The 21,948-nt window shown below is 33.5% G+C and carries 29 protein-coding genes and 2 pseudogenes; 29 read left to right on the top strand and 2 right to left on the bottom strand.

Annotation, left to right across the window (positions count from 1 at the left end; all coding sequences use genetic code 11):
* The first annotated feature begins 10 nt into the window (after positions 1 to 10).
* The 24 genes and pseudogenes from ABC228_RS02585 (at position 11) to ABC228_RS02700 (ending at position 15,759) form a co-directional block, all read left to right on the top strand.
* On the top strand, positions 11 to 331 hold the full coding sequence (locus tag ABC228_RS02585) for an iron-sulfur cluster biosynthesis family protein (RefSeq protein WP_345823520.1): 321 nt from the start codon (positions 11 to 13) through the stop codon (positions 329 to 331).
* Positions 332 to 594: 263 nt separating this feature from the next.
* Entirely contained in the window at positions 595 to 999 is a 405-nt protein-coding gene (locus ABC228_RS02590; protein WP_345823521.1) for a hypothetical protein, read from the top strand.
* Positions 1,000 to 1,192: 193 nt separating this feature from the next.
* Complete coding sequence (locus tag ABC228_RS02595) at positions 1,193 to 1,423, top strand: hypothetical protein (RefSeq protein WP_345823522.1); 231 nt, start codon at positions 1,193 to 1,195, stop codon at positions 1,421 to 1,423.
* A 160-nt stretch (positions 1,424 to 1,583) separates the two neighbouring features.
* Positions 1,584 to 1,919, top strand: a complete 336-nt coding sequence (locus tag ABC228_RS02600; protein WP_345823523.1) for a hypothetical protein — start codon at positions 1,584 to 1,586, stop codon at positions 1,917 to 1,919.
* Positions 1,920 to 2,710: 791 nt separating this feature from the next.
* The gene (locus ABC228_RS02605; RefSeq protein ID WP_345823524.1) at positions 2,711 to 3,139 is read left to right on the top strand and encodes a hypothetical protein; all 429 of its coding nucleotides are present in this window, start codon (positions 2,711 to 2,713) and stop codon (positions 3,137 to 3,139) included.
* A 204-nt stretch (positions 3,140 to 3,343) separates the two neighbouring features.
* Positions 3,344 to 3,895: a hypothetical protein gene (locus tag ABC228_RS02610; RefSeq protein WP_345823525.1), complete on the top strand. Its 552-nt coding sequence runs from the start codon at positions 3,344 to 3,346 to the stop codon at positions 3,893 to 3,895.
* A 205-nt stretch (positions 3,896 to 4,100) separates the two neighbouring features.
* A complete protein-coding gene (locus ABC228_RS02615) occupies positions 4,101 to 4,577 on the top strand; it encodes a DinB family protein (protein WP_345823526.1) in 477 nt (158 codons plus the stop codon).
* Between the two features lie 56 nt (positions 4,578 to 4,633).
* Positions 4,634 to 5,173 (top strand): hypothetical protein, encoded by a 540-nt coding sequence (locus tag ABC228_RS02620; RefSeq protein WP_345823527.1) that lies wholly within the window; start codon positions 4,634 to 4,636, stop codon positions 5,171 to 5,173.
* Positions 5,174 to 5,351: 178 nt separating this feature from the next.
* Positions 5,352 to 5,536 (top strand): annotated as a pseudogene (locus ABC228_RS02625) (alpha/beta fold hydrolase); the annotation flags it as partial.
* An 82-nt stretch (positions 5,537 to 5,618) separates the two neighbouring features.
* Positions 5,619 to 5,981 (top strand): hypothetical protein, encoded by a 363-nt coding sequence (locus ABC228_RS02630; protein ID WP_345823528.1) that lies wholly within the window; start codon positions 5,619 to 5,621, stop codon positions 5,979 to 5,981.
* A 235-nt stretch (positions 5,982 to 6,216) separates the two neighbouring features.
* Positions 6,217 to 6,642, top strand: a complete 426-nt coding sequence (locus ABC228_RS02635; RefSeq protein WP_345823529.1) for a hypothetical protein — start codon at positions 6,217 to 6,219, stop codon at positions 6,640 to 6,642.
* A gap of 593 nt (positions 6,643 to 7,235) precedes the next feature.
* A complete protein-coding gene (locus tag ABC228_RS02640; protein WP_345823530.1) occupies positions 7,236 to 7,976 on the top strand; it encodes a TcaA 3rd/4th domain-containing protein in 741 nt (246 codons plus the stop codon).
* A 579-nt stretch (positions 7,977 to 8,555) separates the two neighbouring features.
* Entirely contained in the window at positions 8,556 to 9,029 is a 474-nt protein-coding gene (locus tag ABC228_RS02645; RefSeq protein WP_345824153.1) for a DinB family protein, read from the top strand.
* Positions 9,030 to 9,262: 233 nt separating this feature from the next.
* Positions 9,263 to 9,676: a hypothetical protein gene (locus tag ABC228_RS02650; RefSeq protein ID WP_345823531.1), complete on the top strand. Its 414-nt coding sequence runs from the start codon at positions 9,263 to 9,265 to the stop codon at positions 9,674 to 9,676.
* A gap of 206 nt (positions 9,677 to 9,882) precedes the next feature.
* Positions 9,883 to 10,764 carry a methyltransferase gene (locus ABC228_RS02655; protein ID WP_345823532.1) on the top strand — a complete coding sequence of 294 codons (882 nt, stop codon included), beginning with the start codon at positions 9,883 to 9,885 and terminating at the stop codon, positions 10,762 to 10,764.
* Between the two features lie 48 nt (positions 10,765 to 10,812).
* Positions 10,813 to 11,028 carry a DUF6366 family protein gene (locus ABC228_RS02660; RefSeq protein WP_345823533.1) on the top strand — a complete coding sequence of 72 codons (216 nt, stop codon included), beginning with the start codon at positions 10,813 to 10,815 and terminating at the stop codon, positions 11,026 to 11,028.
* 308 nt (positions 11,029 to 11,336) lie between these two features.
* Complete coding sequence (locus ABC228_RS02665) at positions 11,337 to 11,495, top strand: glycine zipper domain-containing protein (RefSeq protein ID WP_345823534.1); 159 nt, start codon at positions 11,337 to 11,339, stop codon at positions 11,493 to 11,495.
* Positions 11,496 to 11,534: 39 nt separating this feature from the next.
* Positions 11,535 to 11,882: a bacillithiol system redox-active protein YtxJ gene (gene ytxJ / locus ABC228_RS02670; protein WP_345823535.1), complete on the top strand. Its 348-nt coding sequence runs from the start codon at positions 11,535 to 11,537 to the stop codon at positions 11,880 to 11,882.
* 520 nt (positions 11,883 to 12,402) lie between these two features.
* Positions 12,403 to 12,741 carry a PadR family transcriptional regulator gene (locus ABC228_RS02675; RefSeq protein WP_345823536.1) on the top strand — a complete coding sequence of 113 codons (339 nt, stop codon included), beginning with the start codon at positions 12,403 to 12,405 and terminating at the stop codon, positions 12,739 to 12,741.
* Position 12,742: 1 nt separating this feature from the next.
* On the top strand, positions 12,743 to 13,081 hold the full coding sequence (locus tag ABC228_RS02680) for a DUF1048 domain-containing protein (RefSeq protein ID WP_345823537.1): 339 nt from the start codon (positions 12,743 to 12,745) through the stop codon (positions 13,079 to 13,081).
* Positions 13,082 to 13,489: 408 nt separating this feature from the next.
* Positions 13,490 to 14,251 (top strand): ABC transporter ATP-binding protein, encoded by a 762-nt coding sequence (locus tag ABC228_RS02685; RefSeq protein ID WP_345823538.1) that lies wholly within the window; start codon positions 13,490 to 13,492, stop codon positions 14,249 to 14,251.
* Complete coding sequence (locus tag ABC228_RS02690; protein ID WP_345823539.1) at positions 14,252 to 15,001, top strand: ABC transporter permease; 750 nt, start codon at positions 14,252 to 14,254, stop codon at positions 14,999 to 15,001. It begins immediately after the preceding gene.
* Between the two features lie 75 nt (positions 15,002 to 15,076).
* Positions 15,077 to 15,430 (top strand): DUF1048 domain-containing protein, encoded by a 354-nt coding sequence (locus ABC228_RS02695; RefSeq protein ID WP_345823540.1) that lies wholly within the window; start codon positions 15,077 to 15,079, stop codon positions 15,428 to 15,430.
* Positions 15,427 to 15,759 carry a DUF1048 domain-containing protein gene (locus ABC228_RS02700; RefSeq protein ID WP_345823541.1) on the top strand — a complete coding sequence of 111 codons (333 nt, stop codon included), beginning with the start codon at positions 15,427 to 15,429 and terminating at the stop codon, positions 15,757 to 15,759. Before ABC228_RS02695 ends, ABC228_RS02700 begins: the two co-directional genes overlap by 4 nt.
* A gap of 404 nt (positions 15,760 to 16,163) precedes the next feature.
* On the opposite strand, the gene ABC228_RS02705 is transcribed toward ABC228_RS02700, so the two are convergent.
* Positions 16,164 to 16,652 (bottom strand): hypothetical protein, encoded by a 489-nt coding sequence (locus ABC228_RS02705; protein WP_345823542.1) that lies wholly within the window; start codon positions 16,650 to 16,652, stop codon positions 16,164 to 16,166.
* Positions 16,653 to 16,798: 146 nt separating this feature from the next.
* Between ABC228_RS02705 and ABC228_RS02710 the strand changes: the two genes are divergently transcribed.
* A complete protein-coding gene (locus ABC228_RS02710; protein WP_345823543.1) occupies positions 16,799 to 17,212 on the top strand; it encodes a hypothetical protein in 414 nt (137 codons plus the stop codon).
* A 130-nt stretch (positions 17,213 to 17,342) separates the two neighbouring features.
* Here the strand turns inward: ABC228_RS02710 and ABC228_RS02715 are convergent.
* Positions 17,343 to 18,486, bottom strand: a pseudogene (locus tag ABC228_RS02715) (IS110 family RNA-guided transposase).
* A 523-nt stretch (positions 18,487 to 19,009) separates the two neighbouring features.
* Between ABC228_RS02715 and ABC228_RS02720 the strand changes: the two are divergent.
* The 4 genes from ABC228_RS02720 (at position 19,010) to ABC228_RS02735 (ending at position 21,946) form a co-directional block, all read left to right on the top strand.
* On the top strand, positions 19,010 to 19,369 hold the full coding sequence (locus tag ABC228_RS02720; RefSeq protein ID WP_345824154.1) for an ArsR/SmtB family transcription factor: 360 nt from the start codon (positions 19,010 to 19,012) through the stop codon (positions 19,367 to 19,369).
* 25 nt (positions 19,370 to 19,394) lie between these two features.
* Positions 19,395 to 20,393 carry an NADP-dependent oxidoreductase gene (locus ABC228_RS02725; RefSeq protein ID WP_345823544.1) on the top strand — a complete coding sequence of 333 codons (999 nt, stop codon included), beginning with the start codon at positions 19,395 to 19,397 and terminating at the stop codon, positions 20,391 to 20,393.
* Positions 20,394 to 20,673: 280 nt separating this feature from the next.
* Positions 20,674 to 21,033, top strand: coding sequence for a hypothetical protein (locus tag ABC228_RS02730; RefSeq protein ID WP_345823545.1), 360 nt, complete (start codon positions 20,674 to 20,676; stop codon positions 21,031 to 21,033).
* Between the two features lie 562 nt (positions 21,034 to 21,595).
* Positions 21,596 to 21,946 carry a MazG nucleotide pyrophosphohydrolase domain-containing protein gene (locus tag ABC228_RS02735; RefSeq protein ID WP_345823546.1) on the top strand — a complete coding sequence of 117 codons (351 nt, stop codon included), beginning with the start codon at positions 21,596 to 21,598 and terminating at the stop codon, positions 21,944 to 21,946.
* Positions 21,947 to 21,948 lie beyond the last annotated feature (2 nt).

Consider the following 21,948-nt stretch of genomic DNA (forward strand, 5'->3'; position numbering starts at 1 on the left):
GAGAGACAGCATGAAACTTTCAATAACGGAATCCGCACTAGAGAAGATTAACAAAATAAACCAAGCTAACCACACCTATATATTACTTCGATATGATACAAAAGGAATGGGCTGTGCTGTTAGTGGGCTACCAACCTTTTCGCTTATCAGTGAAAGGGAGAATAGGCATATCGATGTGGAAAATGAGCAATTTCCCACTTTGATCACGGAAGTTCAGGCAGTATTCTTTGCAGAAAATATGAAGCTCGATTATATAAATGGTATGTTTAGACTATCAAGTCCTGAAGGAATATTAAATCCGTTTATTCCAACTGTAGGTATTTTAGAGTAGAATTTTGTGCAACTTACAATTTTATTTAAGATATTATTTAAGTTATTAAATAGCATTTAGGGATACGATCTATTGAGATTCGTATCCTTTTTTGCACTAGAGGAAGATGGAATTAACAGTAACTCGGATTAGTATTCTGGTGTTTTTGATTAACTAGTAATCGTAGTAATCGTGACTTCTTATGGTAAAATATAGTTGAATATTTTGATAATTTTGGACTTTGGCTAACGGCAGTTTAGTTTAAGTACAAAGGGAGGATAAGGATGGAAATAAAAATAGCAGACAAAACAGTCTGGAAAATAATTGCGGTAGTAGCATTTATATTTGCGGCAGTACAATTTTGGGGGGCTATTAATTATTATTCTTCAACTTATCTTTTCTCGGGAATATGTTTTATCTTATTAGGAATATCATTTTTAACAAGAAAAAATCTAACTTATTTAACCTTAACAAATGATAAACTTACCATACACCTCCAAGGTTTAGGTATGTTGCATAAAAAGAAGGTTAAATACAGTGAAATCAGAAAGTGTGAAATTTTAGGAAAGGAAGTTTTTCTTCACTTAGAAAACGGACGTAAATATAAACTTAAAAAGGACTGGATAGCATACGATGACTTTTCTAAACTAATAAAGCAATTGGAATCATATTCAATCAATATTAGGTAAGTAGATAATTTGGAGAAATTATTCAACAAACGAATGCTTAAGTTCTTTAAGTCGGATTGTCTTTTATTTTGGCTAAAATTCTTCCCTGGAATATTATGTTAATATTGAAAAAGATAGTGTCCTGATGAGGCAGGATAATTGAATTAATATAATAGAAAGAAAAGTAATTCATAAATAAAGGGAGGTATCTAAGGTGGACTTATTACTCTGGATAACTATTGGTTTTATAATAATCGGATTTGTTGTTCTCACTTCTGTGAAAAAAGGTATGGAAAGAAAGCTCGCTTCTATAACAGCAAATATGAAAGAAGAGGGAAGTTCAACAAAAGCTAAATCCATAATTTGGTGGATAGTGAGTACCACAGCATGGGGAATAGTGAGTATGATTCTTATTTCTTGGTGGTTTCATAATCACTTAGGATAATTGTTGGTTCCAAATGACTAAAACGGGAGTATTACTTCAAGTAGGGAAGATAATACCCTATTAACCTTAGGGGGGGGTGTGAGAGTTTTTAATAGAATTATTGAATAGCATTGTACACATGCAATGATTAATTATTTCATCAAATCCAAGGAGGGCATCTATGAAAAAAAGAATTAAAATCTTTACCTCCGCGTTAATTATTTTACTTTTTCTAACCTTATTATTATCAAAACCTTCTCCAGAGACTTTTAATAAATGGTTAGTGGAAAAGTATGATATAGAGTGTATTGGAGACAACTGTGTCAATAATAATTCGCAGGAAAAAGTTGTACATAGAAGTACAGACGATTACATTCTGATAAATAAGATGGGCATTACCCTTGAAGATGAAGAAGGTCGTAGGACACTAATTGAAGGAATAGGTGTTTTTGGAACCTTCATTCCATTTACTTTCAATCCAGGATACAGCCCGTTAAAGGATATTTATAAATATTAATAGTTATGAAAATCCTTCTCTATTTCTAGTAGAACGCTTGAATTATTCAAGAGGTGGGTTTTTTCAGGAAAGCTAAAGGATTCCGTTATTAAACTATTGTAGGCAGAATTAATTCAAAAGGACACCTTTTAGTTGATTGTCCATTTACAGATTTTGGCGCCCGAGATGATATAGCATATCTGTGTAAAGTTTATTTAACTGACTGTACTGTAATAACAAAAATGATGGAGAGCTTTTGTCTTTAACTAATATAGAAATAGGAGATTATGTCTAAGTAAACTCTTACAAATAAAACGCTTTTTAGGAAGAGATTTTCCTAGTCGAGCAGTCGAAGCAAAAAAGGTAACAGTATGGAAATTATTGCTGAGAAAGTTTGAGAAGGTGATTCAAGAAGATCGCCTTTTCTTGTGGGGAAATTCCTGAAATTATATTTGGAATATTATGTTATTATTAAATTGTTATATGCTTATAAAATAGAAACCGAATCAAGTATTTTATCGAATTATAAACAAAGTATGTTTAGAGGTTAATTAGTAGAGAGAAATAAAAATACACTTCAAAAAATTACTCAGGAACCAGTGGAATATTCTTTTCAGAAGATGTCAAAATCAGTCAAAGATAATGAGATAAATTCAACCAACACTCCCCGAGACTATCTAAATTCTTTAACAGAATTAGGGGGTGCAACTGTTAAATAAGAAATTTTGGTTCTAAGGTGGCAGTATAATGTATTGTAAGACTGATGTTTATCTTGTGTTCCGCCATCGGTACAATGAAATGGGGTGCATAAAGTGAATCGACAAATTGGTAGTATGGTTATAATTATTTGTTTACTTGTAATAAACGGGTGTAGTGGATCTGAGAGGAATGAGAAATTTAAAATATCCGATGGAGATCCAATCGTTTTGACTCATGATAATGAAGGCGAAGGTATGGAAGCAGAACTTAAAGGTGTTCTTATATACGATAATGAAACCAAATGCTTGTATATTAGGAGCACTATCAAAGATGATTTAAATAAAACTAAGGTACCCATTTGGCCAAAGGGTACTACTGCATATACAGAAAATGATCTATATGGAGTTAAAATACCAGACCATGGAAACCTCCTTGAAGGGGATACTGTAGAAGGTGGTGGTGGTGGAGTTGATGCTTCAAATATAGACAGTGACTGTCTGGAAAAAGGTATAACTTTTGTAGTTACAAGCATCAAAAAATAAAAAGCATAGTTCCAGAATCATGCCTTAGTTTTACGAGGCCATCATATAAATCGCCATCTTTTCAATTCATATTCCAAAAAAAGTTTATGGAATATTTTGTTAGTATCGAGGTTGATAGTGTGCAAACAGGCAAGTTAGTTTAGTTGAACAGAGTGTTTACCAATTCTAGTTTTAAATAGCAGCTATAAAGGAGGCCAGTTATTTATGATAAATATTTTCGTTGGTTTAATCTTTGTTTTCTTCAATACAAATTTTAGTTTTTGGGATATTGGAGCGATTTATTACATAACGAATATTATAGGATATGTATCGATATTTTTTGGGGTAAACGAATTGGGGAGAACTAATCAAAGAATATTGAAGGTAAAACCGTATGTCATTACCATGATTGCTCATAGCATTATCTTTTTCTTGTTGAGTATTACAGATAATTCACCGTTAACAATGGATATGTCAACTACGATCGAGACAATTATAGTTTTGGTTGGGGTTGTGTTTATTGTTGCGGGTATGTTTATGGTATATATTATTATTTTCCAGATGATGGACAGTCTAACTGGTCAAACGGATACAAAGCCGTTATACAATCTAGTAAACATTATGTTGTTGTTATTTATTCTGGCAGGTATGAGCGCTGTCTTTAATTTTATTCCAATGTTAGTAACTACTTTAATGGGTGCTTTATTCTTACTAGAAGTATTATTTTTAATTAGCTATTATTACGTTTTCCTAGCAAAAAATATAGAAAAAATATAAAACTTCTGTTTTTAAGATATATTAGGATATTACATTAATAGATTAATAGTACTTAGTATTCCTCAAGGGGTTATTCGTTAGAAGAGAGTGAGCCTCATTGAAGAAAACCAAAATGAATTACCGAGGTTATGAAAAAACGATATTAGATCCTTGATAAAAATGATATTGAATAATTATTCAGTTCCCTGCTAAGGAGGAAACAAAAATGGAGGAGTTAATTGAAGAATACAGTCGAGGATATACGATGATAGAAAATTCTATTAGAGATTTGTCTGAGGAAGAGCTTAGATTCAAACCAGGCAAGGATAAATGGAGTATACACCAGATCATTATTCATATAACAGATTCAGAATTGGTTGCAAATCATAGAATGAAAAAAGTTTTGTCAGAGCCTGAACCACTATTACCTGCACCTGACCAAGATGCTTGGGCAAGTTCTTTGATATATGAACAATTAGACCGTGAACAATATCTTCTACTTTTTAAAATGCTTCGTTTTAGCATGCTACCTATTATCCATAATTTAACAACTGAACAGCTTAAGCGAGTTGCAGTCTATCAAGATGGTGCAAGATTTACATTCAAAGATTTATTGGACTTTCGAGTCGAACATATACGTGGACATCTCGACCAAATAGAAAGAGTCAAAAAGGCTTTTAGGGAAGAACATAGAATAAAATAAGTAACGGATGCGTTACTTCAGCAGCACTACATGTATTATGAAAATAGAGGGATATAATGAGCCAAAATACTATGGTGAAAATAAAAAATTATATTTTGTTAATATCAGTTATACTGGTTGTGATAATGGGGATACTTTTATTCCAAGAAAAGAAAGAATCAAATAAGCAATATGAATTATTTTTAAATCATTTTTATCATGAATTAGACCTGTCAATCTCATCCGTAGATACTGTTTTATCATTAACGCCTGAAACAAAAAAAAAAGAAGAGGGTCTTACAGAGATTCTTTACCAGATTGAAAAGCGTGTTGAACGTACTGGTCTTATATTGGAAACAGGAAACAATTTACTAAATAATGAGATACGAACAGAAACTAATTATTTCATTCATAGGGGAATTCCTGGTTTTGGTGAAGATGGTGAAATTGATGAATCAGAAAAGGAGTACTTAAAGACTCTTAAAAATGAACTTGAGTTGATTCGGAAAGGAATGTATTCAGAAGAAACCGGGCAAGAAAATCCTGGTCTTACTATTAAACAGTTCAATGAATTAATCTTTAAGGTTACAAACAACAGCGAGTTACTTTTTAATTAAACTAGCTAATAGAAGTTCAATTCTTATTGAATTAACGAGTGGAAGAGTAAAGCAAGGGATCATCAAATTGATGGTCTTTATTTTTGGGGTGATTGTTTGGAATATTTTAATATTAATGTATAGAGTTGTTGTGCTAACTGGGCAGAAGAGTTGAATAAACTATCTTGGGGGAGAAACATATGATTCGTGGAGGCTAATGAAGATTACGCGAGGGCAACTTTTGCAGTACTTGATATGGCCGGTCACAACCTACAAATTGAACAAACCGATGTATTTAACGCATTATTTTATAACTGGTTAAATAGAATTGAGTCAAAAAAATGTGTTAATACTGAATTAGAAGCTATCAAACTTACCAAGTAGATAAGTTAAATAACTTCGTTTTTCTGTTTTTGAAATCTTGTGGTCCCAATACGAAATACTAAAAAGAAAGAGGGGTACCTATTTGGAGCGCATTAGCCAGGAAATTAAAGATATGTCTATTAAATCCTTGGAATCTACTTTCAATAAACTTACCAATGCTGTTAATAGTATGACAGCGAAAGGTTCCAATACCACCCTTGTCGAAAAGAGAAAAAATGCTGTTAAAGTTGGTTTAGAAAGTCTCAAAGGTACATGGAATGGAGAGGAGTTCTCCTATGGCCAGGATGTTATTTTAACTACAACAGAAGTTCTGCAATGTGTAATTCCATCTATCGAAAAACAGCTAGCAAAGGCAAAAGAAGGAAGTTCTCAAAAAACATTAAATGAGCATCGCATAACAGCACTTAAATTGGCAATAGAATCATTGGAGAATCGTCTTAAATGAGCGCCTCCCGTGAATTTAGAAGTGTCCCAGAGAAGATACGATAGCTAAACAAGGTCATCATAGTTGGTTGACGTGATGTAATAATTTAGAAAATCAATACTAGCATTTATTGAAAAATGATCGTTATTCGAAGGTAGTGTACAGTAAACTTATAACTTAATATTCATTCAATGAAACTTTTAACTGCCCTCACTCGTATATAATGTTATATCCACTATGAAAAGGGGTTATCAACATGAAGAAGCGATTAATTTTTCTATTATTTGTATTAGTACTTTTATTAACAGCTTGTAATAACGATGAATTGTCTGGTAAAACTTTCAATCTTTCTACACGTGGGGGACCTGATAGCAATCCTGATCAATATCACTCCATAATGACATTAGAATTTTCAGACGGAAAAGTAGAAACTAGTTCTATTAACGATGGAGAAGGAACATATGAGTTAAATGATGATAAACTTGCAATTCATTTTGAAAATGAAAATGAAAATTTAACAATAGAATTTACAGTTGAAGAAAGCGATAAAGAATTCAGCGAGTATTCAGCGGTAATTAGCGATTATGATTTTGAAATGAGTAATACGGATAAAGTAAGTCATTACAAAAATATAATCAATAAATTACATAAAGACATGTCCTATGAATTTATAAAAGAATAGAAAAAGTAACTACCTACCACAACATGTGCAATACTCAAGGCTATCATTAATAGAACTGCACCTTAAATTGTTTTTGTGTCTAACAATTGGGTGCAGTTCATTAATTGAATAGCTTTTTCTCTTATACAAGTAGTTTTATAATATTTATTGGAAAATTATGTTAGTATTAAGTCAGCAGAAATTAATCGGGCAATTTTATGAAAAATGAATTAATAGTAAAGATGTTATTAGGCGGTATAAAAATGGTTAACCGTATAAAATTTAATTGACATTTTTAATAAAGGCAAAGCAAGATCATCCCAGGAATTATAACTACTTTAATGCAGCAAGAGGAATAAGACAGCTAAATAGTTTTCCTCTAATAATAATTATTTTAATATTGCGTTATTAATAGTTATAAAATATGTAGGAAAAAAAACGTAAAGGGGAATATGGAGATGAGAAATGTAGTCTTTATACTTACAATTGCTTCAATTTTAGGTGGTCTATATTTCATTACTTTAGGATTTTGGGAATTAAGAGATGGAAGTGAAGTTGAATTTTTAAAATCATAGTTATTTATTGCAAACGTACAATTGGGGAGGTGACTTGCAATGAAAAAAATTCACTTATTTTTTATTATTTTCTTTTTTGGAATAACCATGTATTTTTTCATATCCAACTTTTTCGTGAAGCCAGATCGAACAGAACAAGGGATAGGAACTGAAGATTCGGGAAAAACTGAATCAGTTGAAAAGGTACCTGTAACACTTGTGACCGACATCACCGATACTTCGATTACCATCAATGGAGAAGACCAACCCCAAAGTGTATCCGATCAACTTAATTTCGGTGAATTGCCAGTTGGAACAACTATACAAGGGGAGAGATATTTTTATTGGGGAGAAACAAAAAGTAAGGTTTATACTGTAGAAGCAGGAATAGAAGTATATGACATTACTGCTAACATTCCTGTTTTAGAAGATAGTTTTAAAGTTTTAATTAGTGATATTATTCATACATTTGCCAAACAAAGACTTTTCACCCTTATCAATAGAGATCGTGATTTATTGACTAATGTATCTAAACAATTAAAAGATAAGTACAATAAGAAAATGTCAGTCACGGAGATAACAGGAGGAGAATCATTAGACGTAAAAATCAATTTTGAAAAAATGCTGTATGAACCAGGTCCTGATTATACGGAAAAATTACTTGTTCCAGTCACTTTTGTAAATGAGATAATAACGGATGAAAATAGTGTTCCTTATGAGGTGGAACAGGAGGTTATCCTTACATTGTTGTATGATCAAGCATATAAGTATTGGGTAATCATTCAGGAGGAAGAATTATAAAGTATTTTAAATTACATCTCAGAGTACTTTTTATATTTCTTCCCAAAGTTCAATTAGGAAAATGAATTTTTAGAAATATTACGTTTGAAAAAAGTCTGTATTGTATTTATTCACAGTATATATAGCAGCTTGATCTGATAGTCAAGTATACAAGGAGAGGGCGATAACTGGGAGATAATTTATTGGAGAAGTGAGATTTTCATATTCAAATATTTGTGAGGACCCTATGCAAATAGAAATAAATTACCTTATTGAACAGGGTTAAGAACAATATACGATTGTGCTACCCTTGATGAACGTTGTGTATTACCTACAAGAAAATCACTCAATGAAATATAAGAGCGCTGAAGGTATCATATTGACTATATAATGGGGTGGGGAGTCGGAGAGATTAATCAAGTTTAGTATTATTAAGAATTGAATCTATGTGTGTGCAATAGTAAAAATAAGGTAATCATTTCCTTAACAAGTGAAATGAAAGGAAGAGTATTTAGATTATGTGAATGTAGTCATATAGATTCTTATTGAAATATTACCACAAGTTACAAGAGAATTTTTAAAAAGGGAGAAGGGGTTAAAATAATTCATGCAAAAACAGTGTTGTTAGACCAGTTACTAGCAAATGCAAATGACCGGAGTTGGTATGTATCCTTTCAAGAATCAGTTGAGGGGATCTCCGATAAAGAGGCTAAATGGAAACCAGATGGTGCGAGTCATAGTATCACAGAAATTGTTCAACATCTTATTTATTGGAATAAAGTATGGCAATTAAGGTATGAAAAATCTAACGTTAACGCCGTAAAATCTATAGAAGATAATGCAGACAGTTTTCTTCCATCAGAAGATCAAAATATTGCAGAACTTAAAGAAGAGTTACTAAAGATACTTTTACGTTGGCAAGATTTGATTACAGAAAGGAAACTCGAATCAAGTGTTAATGGTTTTCCAGTTAAAGCTGAGTGGTGGGCATTAATAGGAAACACCGCTACACATAATGCTTACCATATTGGGCAAATTGCCTATATTCGTAAAATGAAAAAGGATTATTCGTAGTAAAGATTAAAATACTATCGGATGAAGATGAAGAAAAGGAATTACATACAGTATTAACATATTAATATCTAGTGCTAACGAGGCATAAAAAATAAATACTCTGGCAGATTTTCATAGTAATCTATTTATATAAAGGTGGAGTTTACTTGAGTGAAAGAAGGAAATTACTTTTTAGAATTTCTATCGGTTTAAATATATTACTCTTCGCAATTGTTGTTTGGGGAATTATAAAGATGAATTTCGTAAAGGAGCAAGTTCTTGTTACAGAAGTCCAAAGTAATTTAGTAGAATTGGAAGGATTAATTGCTAATCAGATGGATAATAATTGGTCTGAACCTAACTTGGTTACAACAGAATTAGACGATGTACTAAACGGCATTTGGCTTGGAATGACTACAGGAAAGCAGTTAGGAACTCTTTCTACAAGCGATAAGGAGATTCTTGAACATTTATATTTTAATTTAGAACGATATCCTAATGATGAATTATATAGTTTTGCGGACTTAACGGAAGTGGATAAGAAGAACTTTGAGAACTTACGGGAAACACTTCGTGAAGTTGGATTAGGATTAGATATTACAATAAGTCCTAATATGGAATCTTTTATGAGTCAAGCAGAGGCTTTGAATAAAATCGAATCTCAATAAATTAACATATACCTGATATTGAACTATTGGGTGCAACAGTTGGCAAGGCGATCATTATTTGAACGCCTTTTTCTTTATAATAATAGTTTAAATGTTTTTGGAAAATTATGTTAGTATTGAAATAGATGTTGGGGCTAGATTCACAGAATAGGATTGAAAAGTTTATTTGAATTTGTTCTTTAAATAGAAAGAGAGGGTGAAATTAAATGGAGGAGTATTATTGGGATAATCAATTGGAATACCTCAAAAGAACGAGAGATTTATACTATAATGACGACTACTTAGAGTTTTTAGTAAATACCGTCTGGAAGGTTTCTAAACCAGTACATATTATTGATTTTGGTTGTGGATTTGGGTATTTAGGACTTAAATTATTACCTCTTTTACCAAAAGGATCGAAATATACAGGCATAGATAAAGGGCAAAAACTTATTAATAAGGCCAAAGAATATTTTCTTAATTTACCATATGAAACTGAATTTCTGGTTGCAGATACTAATCAGATAGAATTGGAGAATAAGTACGACATAGCTGTTTGTCACGCTTTCTTACTGCATTTGTCAGAACCAAAAGAAATGCTTCAAAGAATGGTAAATTCTATCGTAAACAATGGAAAAATTATTTGCTTTGAACCACATTGGATTTCGGGTATGGCCTCTTATGAGTTAGAAACATGTAAACAATCACAAATTGTTCCACTTGGTGTTCTACAGAAATTATTCGAAGAGCGTACAAATAATACTGGAAGAGATGGAAATATTGGTGTAAAAGTTCCTCAATATTTATCAGAATTGGGCGTAAAGAACATAGAATGTAGGGTCAGTGATAAGGTTAATTTCCTTCATCCGGAAAAGAGCCAACTGGATAAGCAAAAATTATATTACTCGTTAAAAGAAGAAGGAGTAGGTGGAATACCAGGAGATAAAGATCTTTTTATTGAAAATATGATACAACGTGGAATCTCTTCTAAGGAAGCACATGTGCAATTTGAGGCAGAACTGCTTTTTTCACAAGTATTTAACATGGATTCCTCTTTAATTTACGCTCCTAACATGAAAATTACTTTTGGGGAGAAAAGCACATTATAAAAAAGTACATTATTTCTCTTAATACATTAGGCTGCACTAGTTAACAAAATGGATACAGACAGAGAAACACCTGAAGAAAGAAGAGAAATGTTAAGACAACAGCAATGGAAAGGCAACCCAGCTGGTAATTTGATTGATTCGTTCAATAGAGGTGGAAATGGAAACCTAGTTGACTTAGTAGGCGGATTAGGTTGGAAGGTTACAGGTGTAATTATTCTTATCGTAATACTGGGATTTATTACATATGCTGTTTTCTTTCGCTAAATGGTGAGAATTGGAGAAAATTCATAGAACCGAATGAAAAACCAACTGATTTTGAAAAAACATCCACCTAAAAAAAGAATAAAATATATCAATAATTCTTCGTTAGGATAAGTAATTCCATAATAATGATTAGTTCTGTTATTAGAGAATTTAATGTATTTCAGAAGTGGTATGTTTATAAGTATTACTAAATCGTAATGAAGGAAATTATGAAACTTAACTTGTATAAAGTCGTATGTATTTTATATAACTCAGTTTGTTGTTTTAGTTTTTATGGATAACTATAACATTAGAGGAGGAACTTTAATATGAGAAATTCAGGATTTCGTGGACTTGGAATTGTCCTCGGTGTTGGGATTGGTACTAGCATAGGGGTGGCTATTAATCAAGTAGCCATAAGTATTTCAATAGGAATTGTATTAGGATTAATCATAGGTTCCATTTTAGACAAACGTAATCACCAGTAAAGAAGTTCTGACTTATTATACTTTAGGAGGGAATTACACATGAAGCCTATTAATGAAATGGTAACACTTGAAGAATGGAATGTTCTTTTGGAAGATTCGACGGATTCTCCAATATTAGTCTTTAAGCATAGTACATCATGCATGATTAGTGCTAGAGCCTTTAAGCACGTACAGACTTTTCAACAGGGTGGGGAAGATAAAATGGATTGCTTTATGGTAAAAGTTATTGAAAGCAGAAGATTATCCAATGAGATTGCAAGAGATACAAAAATTCCTCACAAATCACCTCAAATTCTCCTCATAAATAACCAACAAGTTGTATGGAACACATCACATTGGAAAATAACAGAACATCGTTTAAGGCAAGCAGTTCGTAAATATTGTTAACTACACACAGGGTATATAGAGGGAATTATAGACTTATTGTATAAACTTATTGGTGCTTATTTAGTGGCTCAACATAGATAAGATGTTAATGTTTGAGAGGGAGGTAGATGATTAGATTGACAAACATACAAAAGTGTTTCAAAAGATAAATAATAAATAAATTGCTTTTCTATTGAAATGGTGATGTTTTGTATTAGATGGATACAAATAATAAAGCAAAGTAATAGATCCAATGATTTCAATGTAATATTTGAATTATCTCTTTATTTACTCTTTTTTTTACCCATTGAATTTTTATTCAGTAGCATCTTCTCGATTAAAAGTTAGTAATAAATAATTACGATGATGAAAATGAAGGTACACTACCAACCATGTACCTATCCAAAACCAAAACAATTTAATTTATAATTAATGGTTGACAGCAACAGTACTAAGCGTTACTATATAGTAGTAATCAGTATTACTTAATACCAGTGATACAGAGTACTAAAAAATAATCAAATACAGATGGGTGATAAATTTGGAAAATATCACAGAAATGCTTAAAGGTGTACTCGAGGGGTGTGTACTGGAGATCATCAGTCGTGGAGAAACTTACGGTTATGAAATCACACAGCATCTGCGAGAACTTGGTTTTACTGATGTAGTTGAAGGTACAGTTTATACGATAACCATGCGGCTTGAAAAAAACAATCTGGTGAACATCGAGAAGAAACGATCCACAGTGGGACCTCCGAGAAAATTTTACACGCTTAACGAAGCTGGTCAAAAGCAACTTGAACTATTTTGGGTAAAATGGAATTTCATCTCAAGCAAAATGAACGAACTTAAAACTAAAGAAATCAAAAGGAGAAGTTAAAATGAATTTTATTGAAAAAATCATCGGAAGTCTGGATGATAAGCGAGAATGGAAGGCAATGGAGGCTCGTGCGAAGGGACTTCCACGTGAGTATCATAACGCCTATAAAGCTATTCAAAAATATATGTGGACTGCTGGTGGCCTCACCGACTGGAAGGATATAAGTCGTATCTTTGGTGCTATTCTTGATTTATTTGAAGAAGGTGCAGCATCAGGCAAGAAAGTCACTGAACTAACAGGTGAAGATGTAGCCTCTTTTTGTGAAGAACTAGTGAAGGATGCGAAGACTTGGAAAGATAAATATCGCGAGAAGTTAAACGATACGATTGGCCGTGAATAATAGCTGTTGGTGAAGCTTAAACGCCATAAAGTAAATGGAAGTAGCAGGGTTAATATAGTTTCTTTGCAGAACAAACCCCATAGAACCTATTGCCCTGATATTGAAGTTTAGTTAAAATGCCTTAATGACATTAATTTATTTAAATTTAATAATCATTCCGACTGAATAGCTGGCTACTAATGAGAATTCTCACCTTGTCTATTCAGTTATATTTTAAAACGGTAGTAAGTAATACTGAATATCGGTAATGCCAAGTAGTGTGTTATAGATGAGAAACGCAGAGTACGATTGACCATTTATTTCTTAGCTTTATTTGAAAAAACACTATTTACTCCGTTATAAAACAAAGCAAAAAAATTTGGTTCTACAATGCGCCCTTGTTGCGCTACTAATAAGGAGGAAAAAAATATGAGAGATACAGTGATTTCGGTAAAAGGGTTAATAAAATCCTTTAAAGACAAACAAGTGTTGAAAGGGGTGGATTTTGATGTGCAGCGTGGTGAAATTTTCGCACTACTGGGGTCAAACGGAGCAGGCAAAACTACAGCGGTCAATATTCTTTCAACTCTGTTAAAACCAGATAATGGAGCAGTAAGTATTTGCGGCTATGATGTTCAACGTCAACCGGAAAAAGTTCGCCAAAGCATAAGCCTGACTGGACAGTTTGCAGCTTTAGATGGAATGCAAACGGGTAGGGAAAATCTGATGATGATTGCTAAGCTGCGAGGAGTTTCCAATCCCACTCAAGTTACTGACAGTTTGCTCTCTAGATTTAACCTGAACGATGCAGCAAACCTCCGGGCTGACAAGTATTCTGGGGGAATGAAGCGTAGGTTAGACATCGCCATGAGCTTGATTGGAACTCCAGCAGTCATTTTTCTCGACGAACCAACAACTGGGCTTGACCCTGAAGCGCGGATTGAAGTTTGGGATACTGTCAAGGAGCTAGCAGGCGGTGGAACAACTATTTTGCTGACGACCCAGTATCTAGAAGAAGCAGAACAGCTTGCCGATCGTATTGCTATCCTACATGGTGGAAAAATTATCACGAGCGGTAGCCTTACCGAACTCAAGGAGATGTTCCCGCCAACAAAAGTGGAATACGTCGAGAAGCAGCCGACATTGGAAGAAATATTTCTCGAAATCGTCGGGAAAAAGGAGGAGAAATAAATGAAAGGTAAAACAGGCGTATTATTAGGACGATTAATGCGTAATATCATGCGTAGTCCGGATACGATAATAACAGTGGCGATTACACCGATAATGATGATGTTGTTGTTTGTTTATGTGTTTGGAGGTGCGATAGAAACTGGTACGGATAATTATGTCAACTATTTGTTGCCAGGTATTTTACTCATCACGATCGCATCTGGCGTTGCATACACTTCCTTGAGGTTATTTACGGATGTAAAAAGTGGACTGATGGCTCGTTTAATCACTATGCCTATCAAACGCTCGTCAGTATTGTGGGCGCATGTGTTAACCTCACTGGTTTCGAATGCACTTACAGTTGCAGTGGTTTTCCTCGCCGCATTCTTAATGGGATTCCGACCTAATGCAGGTATCATGGATTGGCTGGCGGTAGTTGGGATACTTGGATTGTTTACACTGGCGTTGACATGGCTAGCAGTCATCCCTGGATTGTCAGCAAATTCTATGGAAGGAGCAACAGCATATTCGTACCCGCTAATTTTTCTTCCTTTCATTAGCTCAGCCTTTGTTCCTACTGAAACCATGCCTAAGGTTGTTCGTGTGTTCGCTGAGAATCAGCCCGTGACTTCAATCGTGAATTCGATTCGTGGCCTCTTGTACGAAGGGACTGTGGTTAATGGAATCTGGACTGCGCTTGCATGGTGTTTGGGAATTATGGTTATTGCTTACTTGATTGCCGGTAAAGCGTTTAAACGCCAGTTAGGTTAAGAATACCAGAGAAAGTGGAAATTTGTTTAATATTAATCAAATTGACATATATATGTTAATAAGGAGGATAATACAATGAACTTTTTAGAAAAAATAACTGGCAGCGACATGACAAAAGAAATGAAGGGTTTTGAAGTACGAGCAAAAGTTTTGCCAGCTGATTATCAAACTGCTTGGAAAGAAATTACAAGCAATCTCTGGATGTACGGAGATTTCACCGGTAGAAATCTAATGCCGATTCTAGAAAGCGCACTGGAACTGCTTGAGGTTACAGCAGCTGACGGTCAGAGCGTCGAGGAAGTACTTGGTGATGATATTAAAGGCTTTTGCGCAGCGCTTGTTGGTGATGAAGGCACAAAGAATTATCGAGACAAATGGCGTGAACAACTCAATAAGAACGTAGAAAGAAAATTAGGAGGGTTGAAATGAGTATTAAAAAAATTATCGAAGGAAAAAAAGAATGGAGAGCCCATGTTTCGCGTGTTAAAGCACTTCCGCAGGATTATGAAATTGTCTATAAAGAGATCCAAAAATATCTCTTCAAGGTCGGACCAATAGAGCTAAGCGAAGATTTCGGACTACTTTCGGAAGTTCTCAGCTTTTTTGAAGAATCCTCAGCTGCAGGGAAAGATGTGCTTGAAGTCACCGGAACAGACGTTGCTGCTTTCTGTGACGAGCTGATTGGAGATTCAAAAACTTACGCGGATCTCTATCAAGAATCGGTCAATGAAAAAGTCAATAAGGCAATGAAGAAATAGAAAAATATATCTCAATGGTATAATTATATTGTACTGTTGCTTAAAGGCCAGGTGGTCAACTAAAGGTCAAATACCTGAAAAAGAGTTCCTTAAATCTTAAAGATAATTTATGGTATTGAAGATGCAAAATTTTTACTAGAAGATCGTCAATTTGGCGGTCTTTTTCTATTAAATATAAATGCATGAAAAAGATAACTTGAGAAATTAGGAAAGTAGATACTATTCTTGAGAAAGCACAATCTTTTTTATTTACGGAACATTACAACGATGTCCTTATAGGTGAAAGTTATTAAATTATTGGACATGGTTGTAGGAATATTATGTTAGTATTGAGTTACTGAATATTACATAAGATGAAGAAAAATTTTTAACAAAAAAAAGAACACATTTAGTGTCCTTATTAATCATTTGTTCTTACTAGAAGGATTACTATGTTCATAACTAATTAACTCAATTGTGGGATAATCTTTAGGTATATTTTTCATTGTTAGCCGAAATGGTTCTACTGCAAAATAGATAGTGTCTTCTCCCAAGATTGTTCCATTACTATAAATAGGTAATAACTTTATTTTTAAAGCATAAGAATATTTTTGCAACTCCTTATTGTCATTATTATGAAGCATTGATATTGATATCATATCATGGTGGGGCTGTTTAGGGGTTGTATATCCACTAATCTTATCATCATTATAATGTTCTTTAATTGCGGCCATAATTTCTTTATGGTAAAGCTCAAGGATAAAATAACCATATATTTGGTTTTTTTCCTTACTGGAATTCTTAAAGTCAGGTAATTCTTGTGATGCTAATTCAGATGCTTTTGTGCTAACTAAATGAACTGTGAAGAAGTTAGCTAAGCAGAGTACAGATACAATTATTAGTTTTGTTTTCATATATAAGCTCCCTTCTCTTAATAAATTGCGTAGATTCTGATAAAGTTATACTGCAAAATGATCTTTTGTAATCCAATGTACTTCAAATGCCCGAGCAGTAAAGTTGTAGATGAAGTTGATAATAAATTTATAATGGAGGGGATAATTTGTACCGAAAGATAATAGTGTTATTGGCATTTTTATTACTGTTGTTAACAGCTTGTGTAAACGACTCCAAAACTTTTACTTTTTCTGGAAATTCAACAAATTGGATAGCTAATTTAAAAGTCACTCAAACTAGTGATGACTATGAGACTCAGGATTTTGTGCTTGAATATAAGGGTGATGACGTTAACTCTGTTGGAGAAATTTCTTATAGTGTTGTTAGTGTTGGAAGCTTTAGTAGAAGTGGTGCAACATTAGAGGAAAATGGAACTCTAAAAGATAGTGATAAAGCAAATCCAACGAATGCAAAAGTGACCGAAAATACTGAGGTCGAAGTGACAGTAGAATGGAATGGTAATACTGAGAAATTCAAACTAGATATGCAATTAGTGGTTGATGTTAAACAAAAAGAATAGATTTTGTGAAGTCTATCCATTTTACTCTGAAAATATAAAATAGCTTATGATATACTAAATTTGCGCATGCTAAATAACCCTCCTGTAATCTTAAACTATGAGGTTTTGGGGTATTTGGTTAGCTTGTTCATTAAGCAATATCTTGAAAGGTATTGTTGCTTTTCAATAATGCGTAAATCCAATGTAATAACTTGTTAGCACATGCTATTATGGCTACTTTATAAGGTTTTTCTTCATCTCGCTTTTTACCATAAAAGGCTCGTAACTTCCTGTTACGGGGAATGATTTCATCCGTTGTTTTCTGTTTCCGAGAATCACGGATTGCGCAGCGAACCGCCATATATAACGCATGTCTTAATCGGCTAGCTCCTCTTTTGGTAATTCGATTCACGGTTCCTTTAAATCGACCAGATTCATAGACTCTGGGATCCATGCCGGCAAACGCAACTAGTTTTTTAGGGTTATCAAATAAATCACTCTCACCAATTTCTGAAATAATCGTTGGCGCGATCTTTTCACCGATACTAGGGATAGATTGGATAATCTTACATTCTTCAATTTATTGTGCCAAAGAATCTATTTGATTCTCAAGTTTAGATAGGTGCTTTTGGTACTCAAGCAACATTTTGATATACATTTCAATGCTTAATATATGACTTTGATATAGAGTTTCCTGAAAAGGATCACGAAGTGCTGCTTCTGTTAACTTATCAGCTTTTGAAGTTGCCCATTCCAGCGAACCTCTTGGACAGTATTCATGGATGCTTCTATCTAGAATGTCTTCATCTGTCTCCAAAACATCCTTTGATGTTGGATAGTTTAACAGCGTAACTAAAGAAACATATAAACCAGTAATACTTTCATGTTGTCTTGTAAGATTACGCAAATTTAATAGTAGTATTCCACGCTTCTTCTTTGGGTCAAGCTCTTCCTTGTAGTACAGCTAGCAGAGGTGTCTTGCGTCAATTACGTCTGTCTTAACTTTTCGTAAACTAGAACTCTTTGCCTTGTAAGAAGTAAGTGGATTAACGAAGATAATATCCTTTTTTCTCTAAATATTGAACATCTGGTGTGGTAATGCCCTGTCGATTCTAGTACACAGGAGGTCGTACCCCAGTATCATTTTCAATTTCGATTAAAAAGTGAATCAATTTATCTAAACTTTCCAAGGTATGTGGTACTTTAAAACTAGTTTTCTAAGGCTTTTCCTTATCTAGGAAACCTTGAATCTGACTTTCTCCTTTAGCTACATCCAGACCTACTACTGGATTCATTGATTATCTCCTCCTAAATAGTGATTGCCGGTACTCCTAATCCTTCTTGTAGTATCACAGTTTCGCTTGTTATACGCGATCCTTTTCCCAACCAGCCTCAATCATGTTTCTACAAGTAGGGGGCGAACAGTTTAGTTGTCGGGATCTAATCCCACGGGTGCAGTCGTTCTACCCGGCTACAATGTAAATGATAAAACCATATAAAATAAGGTCAACCAGTAAATTCTGGTTAACCTTATAATACGAACGGGTGCAAAAGTTAAAAAAATGAGCGTTGTGGCGGTCTTTTTTAAAACAACTATGGCAGGTTAGTAAATAGAATTTTGTTATATTGTACTGTTAATCTTCAAACTTTGTATCTATCTTAAGTTCCTAAAATCCTAAAGCTAATTGGTATTCTATTTCTAAGAAGTGATTCGTCTCGATTCTCTTTCTCAATATTGTAGCTAACATAACTTTAGTATATTGTTGTATTCAAACATATGGTTTATCAACTTAAACCATTAAACTAATCATTGGAGGTATTTACAGAATGAATAAGCAGGATCAACTAAATAGGCTCAAAAAGGATTTTATTGATTGTCAAAAAGTCCTTTTGGCGATTGGTGATGAAACACGTCAATCCATTCTTTTAGTCCTAATGGGTACAGATTGTCAAACAGGATTACGTGTGGGTGAAATTACTGAAAAAACACATCTTTCTCGACCTGCTGTGTCTCATCATTTAAAGGTATTACGAGATGCGGGTGTCATTTTAATGCGTAAAGAGGGGACAAAGAATTTTTATTATATTAATGTACGTACAGAATTAGGATTATTAAGAACGCTTGTGTCGGATATTGATACGTTCATGCAGAACTTTTATGGGAATGATGGAATTTAAACACAATAACTTGGAGGAAAAGACTATGAGAGCAATGGTAATTGATAGATACGGGAAAGTACCAATGAGCTTGGCAGAAGTGTCCACACCCGAAATTGGAGAAAATGAGGTGCTCGCAGAAATTCATGCAGCTAGTATCAATCCTGTTGACTTTAAAATACGCGATGGAAAAGTGAAATTGTTAGTTAACTATAATATGCCTCTTATTCTGGGGAATGACTTTTCAGGAGTCGTTGTAAAGGTTGGCGCAAATGTGACACGTTTTAAAGCTGGTGACGAAATATATGCACGTCCCCGTAAGAGTAAAATCGGCACGTTTGCGGAATATATCTCCATCCATGAAGATGACATCGCCTTAAAACCTAAAAATTTGAGCTTTGAAGAAGCAGCATCAATCCCGCTAGTTGGGTTAACCTCTTATCAAGCCATAAATGACATATTAAAATTACAAAAAGGACAAAAGATATTGATTCATGCTGGAGCTGGTGGTGTCGGCACCTTTGCTATTCAACTTGCAAAAATAATGGGCGCCACTGTTGCAACAACTGGAAGTGAAGCTAGTACAAATTTAGTAAAGTCTCTAGGTGCTGATGAAATTATCAATTACAAGACAGAAAAATTTGAAGAAATACTGGAAAACTATGATGCTGTATTTGATACACTCGGAGGAGAGATCCTTGAAAAATCATTCGAAGTATTAAATAGCGGAGGGAAAATTGTTTCTGTTTCAGGATTACCGAATGCTCGGTTTGGTAAAGAATATGGTTCCAGTTTTTTTAAAAGGTTGTTGTTTTCAGTAGCAAGTCATAAACTTACTACGCTCGAAAAAAAGCATAATGTTTTATATTCATTTTTGTTTATGAAGCCAAGTGGGGAGCAATTGCGTATAATCGCAAACTTTATTGAGACTGGTAAAATCAAACCGATCATTGATAGAATTTTCCCTTTTGAGGACGCTCAAAAAGCGATGGAATATGTGGAGTCAGGAAGGGCTAAAGGGAAAATCATTTTAAAAATCAGATAGTTGTTGTTATCGAAATTATGGGTGCAATAGTGAAACAAGCAGGTCGTCTATAGATAATCTCTTTTTAAATGAAAGATTCTATTTATGGCTGGGGAATATTGTGTTAAAGAGGTGGTGAACCAAATGATTGCAGAATCGTGATGGAACAATTGGGTTGCAGTTCAAATTTGGTTGTCTTTTTCTATTCCAAAATACAGATTATTTTTAGAATTATTATGCTACTATTAAGATAACAGTAATTGAAGTAACGGGAGTAGGATTTTTTTTACGGGGGGATATTTTGATATTTTTAAGGAAAACTCTAGGGTTTGTTTTAACCACTTTGTTAATTGGAATATTTCTTACTCTTCTTGCGATAACAAAAGAGTCAAGCTTTTTAGCTATTGGACTTTTTCTAACAGGTGCTTTTCCATTTGTACTTCTAATTGGAGTACCTGTATCTTTTCTATCTGATTATCTAACAAAAAATTTGAACGGAAAGCAAAGAAATGCGAAGGCATTACTTATTCATAGTATATTTGGTTTAGTCACTGGGTTAGTGATATCTTTCTTATTTGAAAGTTTATTTCTTGTTATAGTAACCATAATAGCCTCACTTATATTCTGGTTAGTTGACGAAATTTTGAGAAAGAGAATTTAATAACTGTAATTCAACTATTGCGTGAAAGAGTTAGACAAGAAATCGTCAAATTGATGCTCTTATTTTTCATTAAGATTGGTTGGGATATTTCGTTAACATTGATTCTTTACTATATTGTAGTAATTAAGCAGGATTTTTTTATAAGTGGGAGAGTTAGTGAGTTGGAACTAGGAATAAGGTTTTATGAAATAATTATTTTTATGCTTGTATATGGTGGACTTTTTTTATATACATTATTATCAGTCTCTTCAGAGAACAGAATAATCGCTTATATAAATTCAGCGTTCCTAATGGTTTTGTATGTTTTTATTTCTACGATATTATGGTTCACCTACAAAGGGGAGGAATATCATATTAATAACCATAGTGGGTATGAATCGATTAGTTATACAAGTGAAGCAATACTAATAATAGTTGGTTTCACCATTTATAGTATAATTCTGTTATTGTTAGGTATTTATCTAAAACGCAAAATACATTCTAAAAATCCATAGACAATCAGATAGGTTAACTTATGAGATCTTTATGATGGAAGAACATTAAATTAAAGGAAGGCGTTAAATTGATACAAGGAAAAGACGATACAAAACAATTATCATTTCATGAATTACAGAGCTACCTAGCTCTTAAATACAAAGAAGGACGCACTTCATCTGCTTTGTTTATGAAACTAGTAGAAGAGATTGGCGAAGTAGCAGAGGTACTAAACCAATTAGAAGGACGTAAGGTTAATACAGGGAATACTTCTTTGGAAAAAGAATTAGTTGATGTTATACATTACGCAGTAGCTATTGCGAGTCTAAATCATATTGATCTAACAAAAGCAATTATTAAAAAAGATAAACAAGCTGCAATTAAGTATAATCAATCTCCAAATTTAGAAGAATTTTTAGAAAATGTTCGAGGTGTATGATA

Origin of the sequence: Ornithinibacillus xuwenensis, from assembly GCF_039614845.1 — a bacterium.
In the GTDB taxonomy this organism is placed as follows: Bacteria; Bacillota; Bacilli; order Bacillales; family Amphibacillaceae; genus Ornithinibacillus; species Ornithinibacillus xuwenensis.

What these genes read in the sequence shown, in the direction of transcription:
- ABC228_RS02585 (WP_345823520.1), top strand. Translation starts at nt 11, where the DNA reads ATGAAACTTTCAATAACGGAATCCGCACTAGAGAAGATTAACAAAATA.
- ABC228_RS02590 (WP_345823521.1), top strand. Translation starts at nt 595, where the DNA reads ATGGAAATAAAAATAGCAGACAAAACAGTCTGGAAAATAATTGCGGTA.
- ABC228_RS02600 (WP_345823523.1), top strand. Translation starts at nt 1,584, where the DNA reads ATGAAAAAAAGAATTAAAATCTTTACCTCCGCGTTAATTATTTTACTT.
- ABC228_RS02610 (WP_345823525.1), top strand. Translation starts at nt 3,344, where the DNA reads ATGATAAATATTTTCGTTGGTTTAATCTTTGTTTTCTTCAATACAAAT.
- ABC228_RS02615 (WP_345823526.1), top strand. Translation starts at nt 4,101, where the DNA reads ATGGAGGAGTTAATTGAAGAATACAGTCGAGGATATACGATGATAGAA.
- ABC228_RS02620 (WP_345823527.1), top strand. Translation starts at nt 4,634, where the DNA reads ATGAGCCAAAATACTATGGTGAAAATAAAAAATTATATTTTGTTAATA.
- ABC228_RS02635 (WP_345823529.1), top strand. Translation starts at nt 6,217, where the DNA reads ATGAAGAAGCGATTAATTTTTCTATTATTTGTATTAGTACTTTTATTA.
- ABC228_RS02640 (WP_345823530.1), top strand. Translation starts at nt 7,236, where the DNA reads ATGAAAAAAATTCACTTATTTTTTATTATTTTCTTTTTTGGAATAACC.
- ABC228_RS02650 (WP_345823531.1), top strand. Translation starts at nt 9,263, where the DNA reads ATGAATTTCGTAAAGGAGCAAGTTCTTGTTACAGAAGTCCAAAGTAAT.
- ABC228_RS02655 (WP_345823532.1), top strand. Translation starts at nt 9,883, where the DNA reads ATGGAGGAGTATTATTGGGATAATCAATTGGAATACCTCAAAAGAACG.
- ABC228_RS02660 (WP_345823533.1), top strand. Translation starts at nt 10,813, where the DNA reads ATGGATACAGACAGAGAAACACCTGAAGAAAGAAGAGAAATGTTAAGA.
- ABC228_RS02665 (WP_345823534.1), top strand. Translation starts at nt 11,337, where the DNA reads ATGAGAAATTCAGGATTTCGTGGACTTGGAATTGTCCTCGGTGTTGGG.
- ytxJ (WP_345823535.1), top strand. Translation starts at nt 11,535, where the DNA reads ATGAAGCCTATTAATGAAATGGTAACACTTGAAGAATGGAATGTTCTT.
- ABC228_RS02680 (WP_345823537.1), top strand. Translation starts at nt 12,743, where the DNA reads ATGAATTTTATTGAAAAAATCATCGGAAGTCTGGATGATAAGCGAGAA.
- ABC228_RS02685 (WP_345823538.1), top strand. Translation starts at nt 13,490, where the DNA reads ATGAGAGATACAGTGATTTCGGTAAAAGGGTTAATAAAATCCTTTAAA.
- ABC228_RS02690 (WP_345823539.1), top strand. Translation starts at nt 14,252, where the DNA reads ATGAAAGGTAAAACAGGCGTATTATTAGGACGATTAATGCGTAATATC.
- ABC228_RS02695 (WP_345823540.1), top strand. Translation starts at nt 15,077, where the DNA reads ATGAACTTTTTAGAAAAAATAACTGGCAGCGACATGACAAAAGAAATG.
- ABC228_RS02700 (WP_345823541.1), top strand. Translation starts at nt 15,427, where the DNA reads ATGAGTATTAAAAAAATTATCGAAGGAAAAAAAGAATGGAGAGCCCAT.
- ABC228_RS02705 (WP_345823542.1), bottom strand. Translation starts at nt 16,652, where the DNA reads ATGAAAACAAAACTAATAATTGTATCTGTACTCTGCTTAGCTAACTTC.
- ABC228_RS02725 (WP_345823544.1), top strand. Translation starts at nt 19,395, where the DNA reads ATGAGAGCAATGGTAATTGATAGATACGGGAAAGTACCAATGAGCTTG.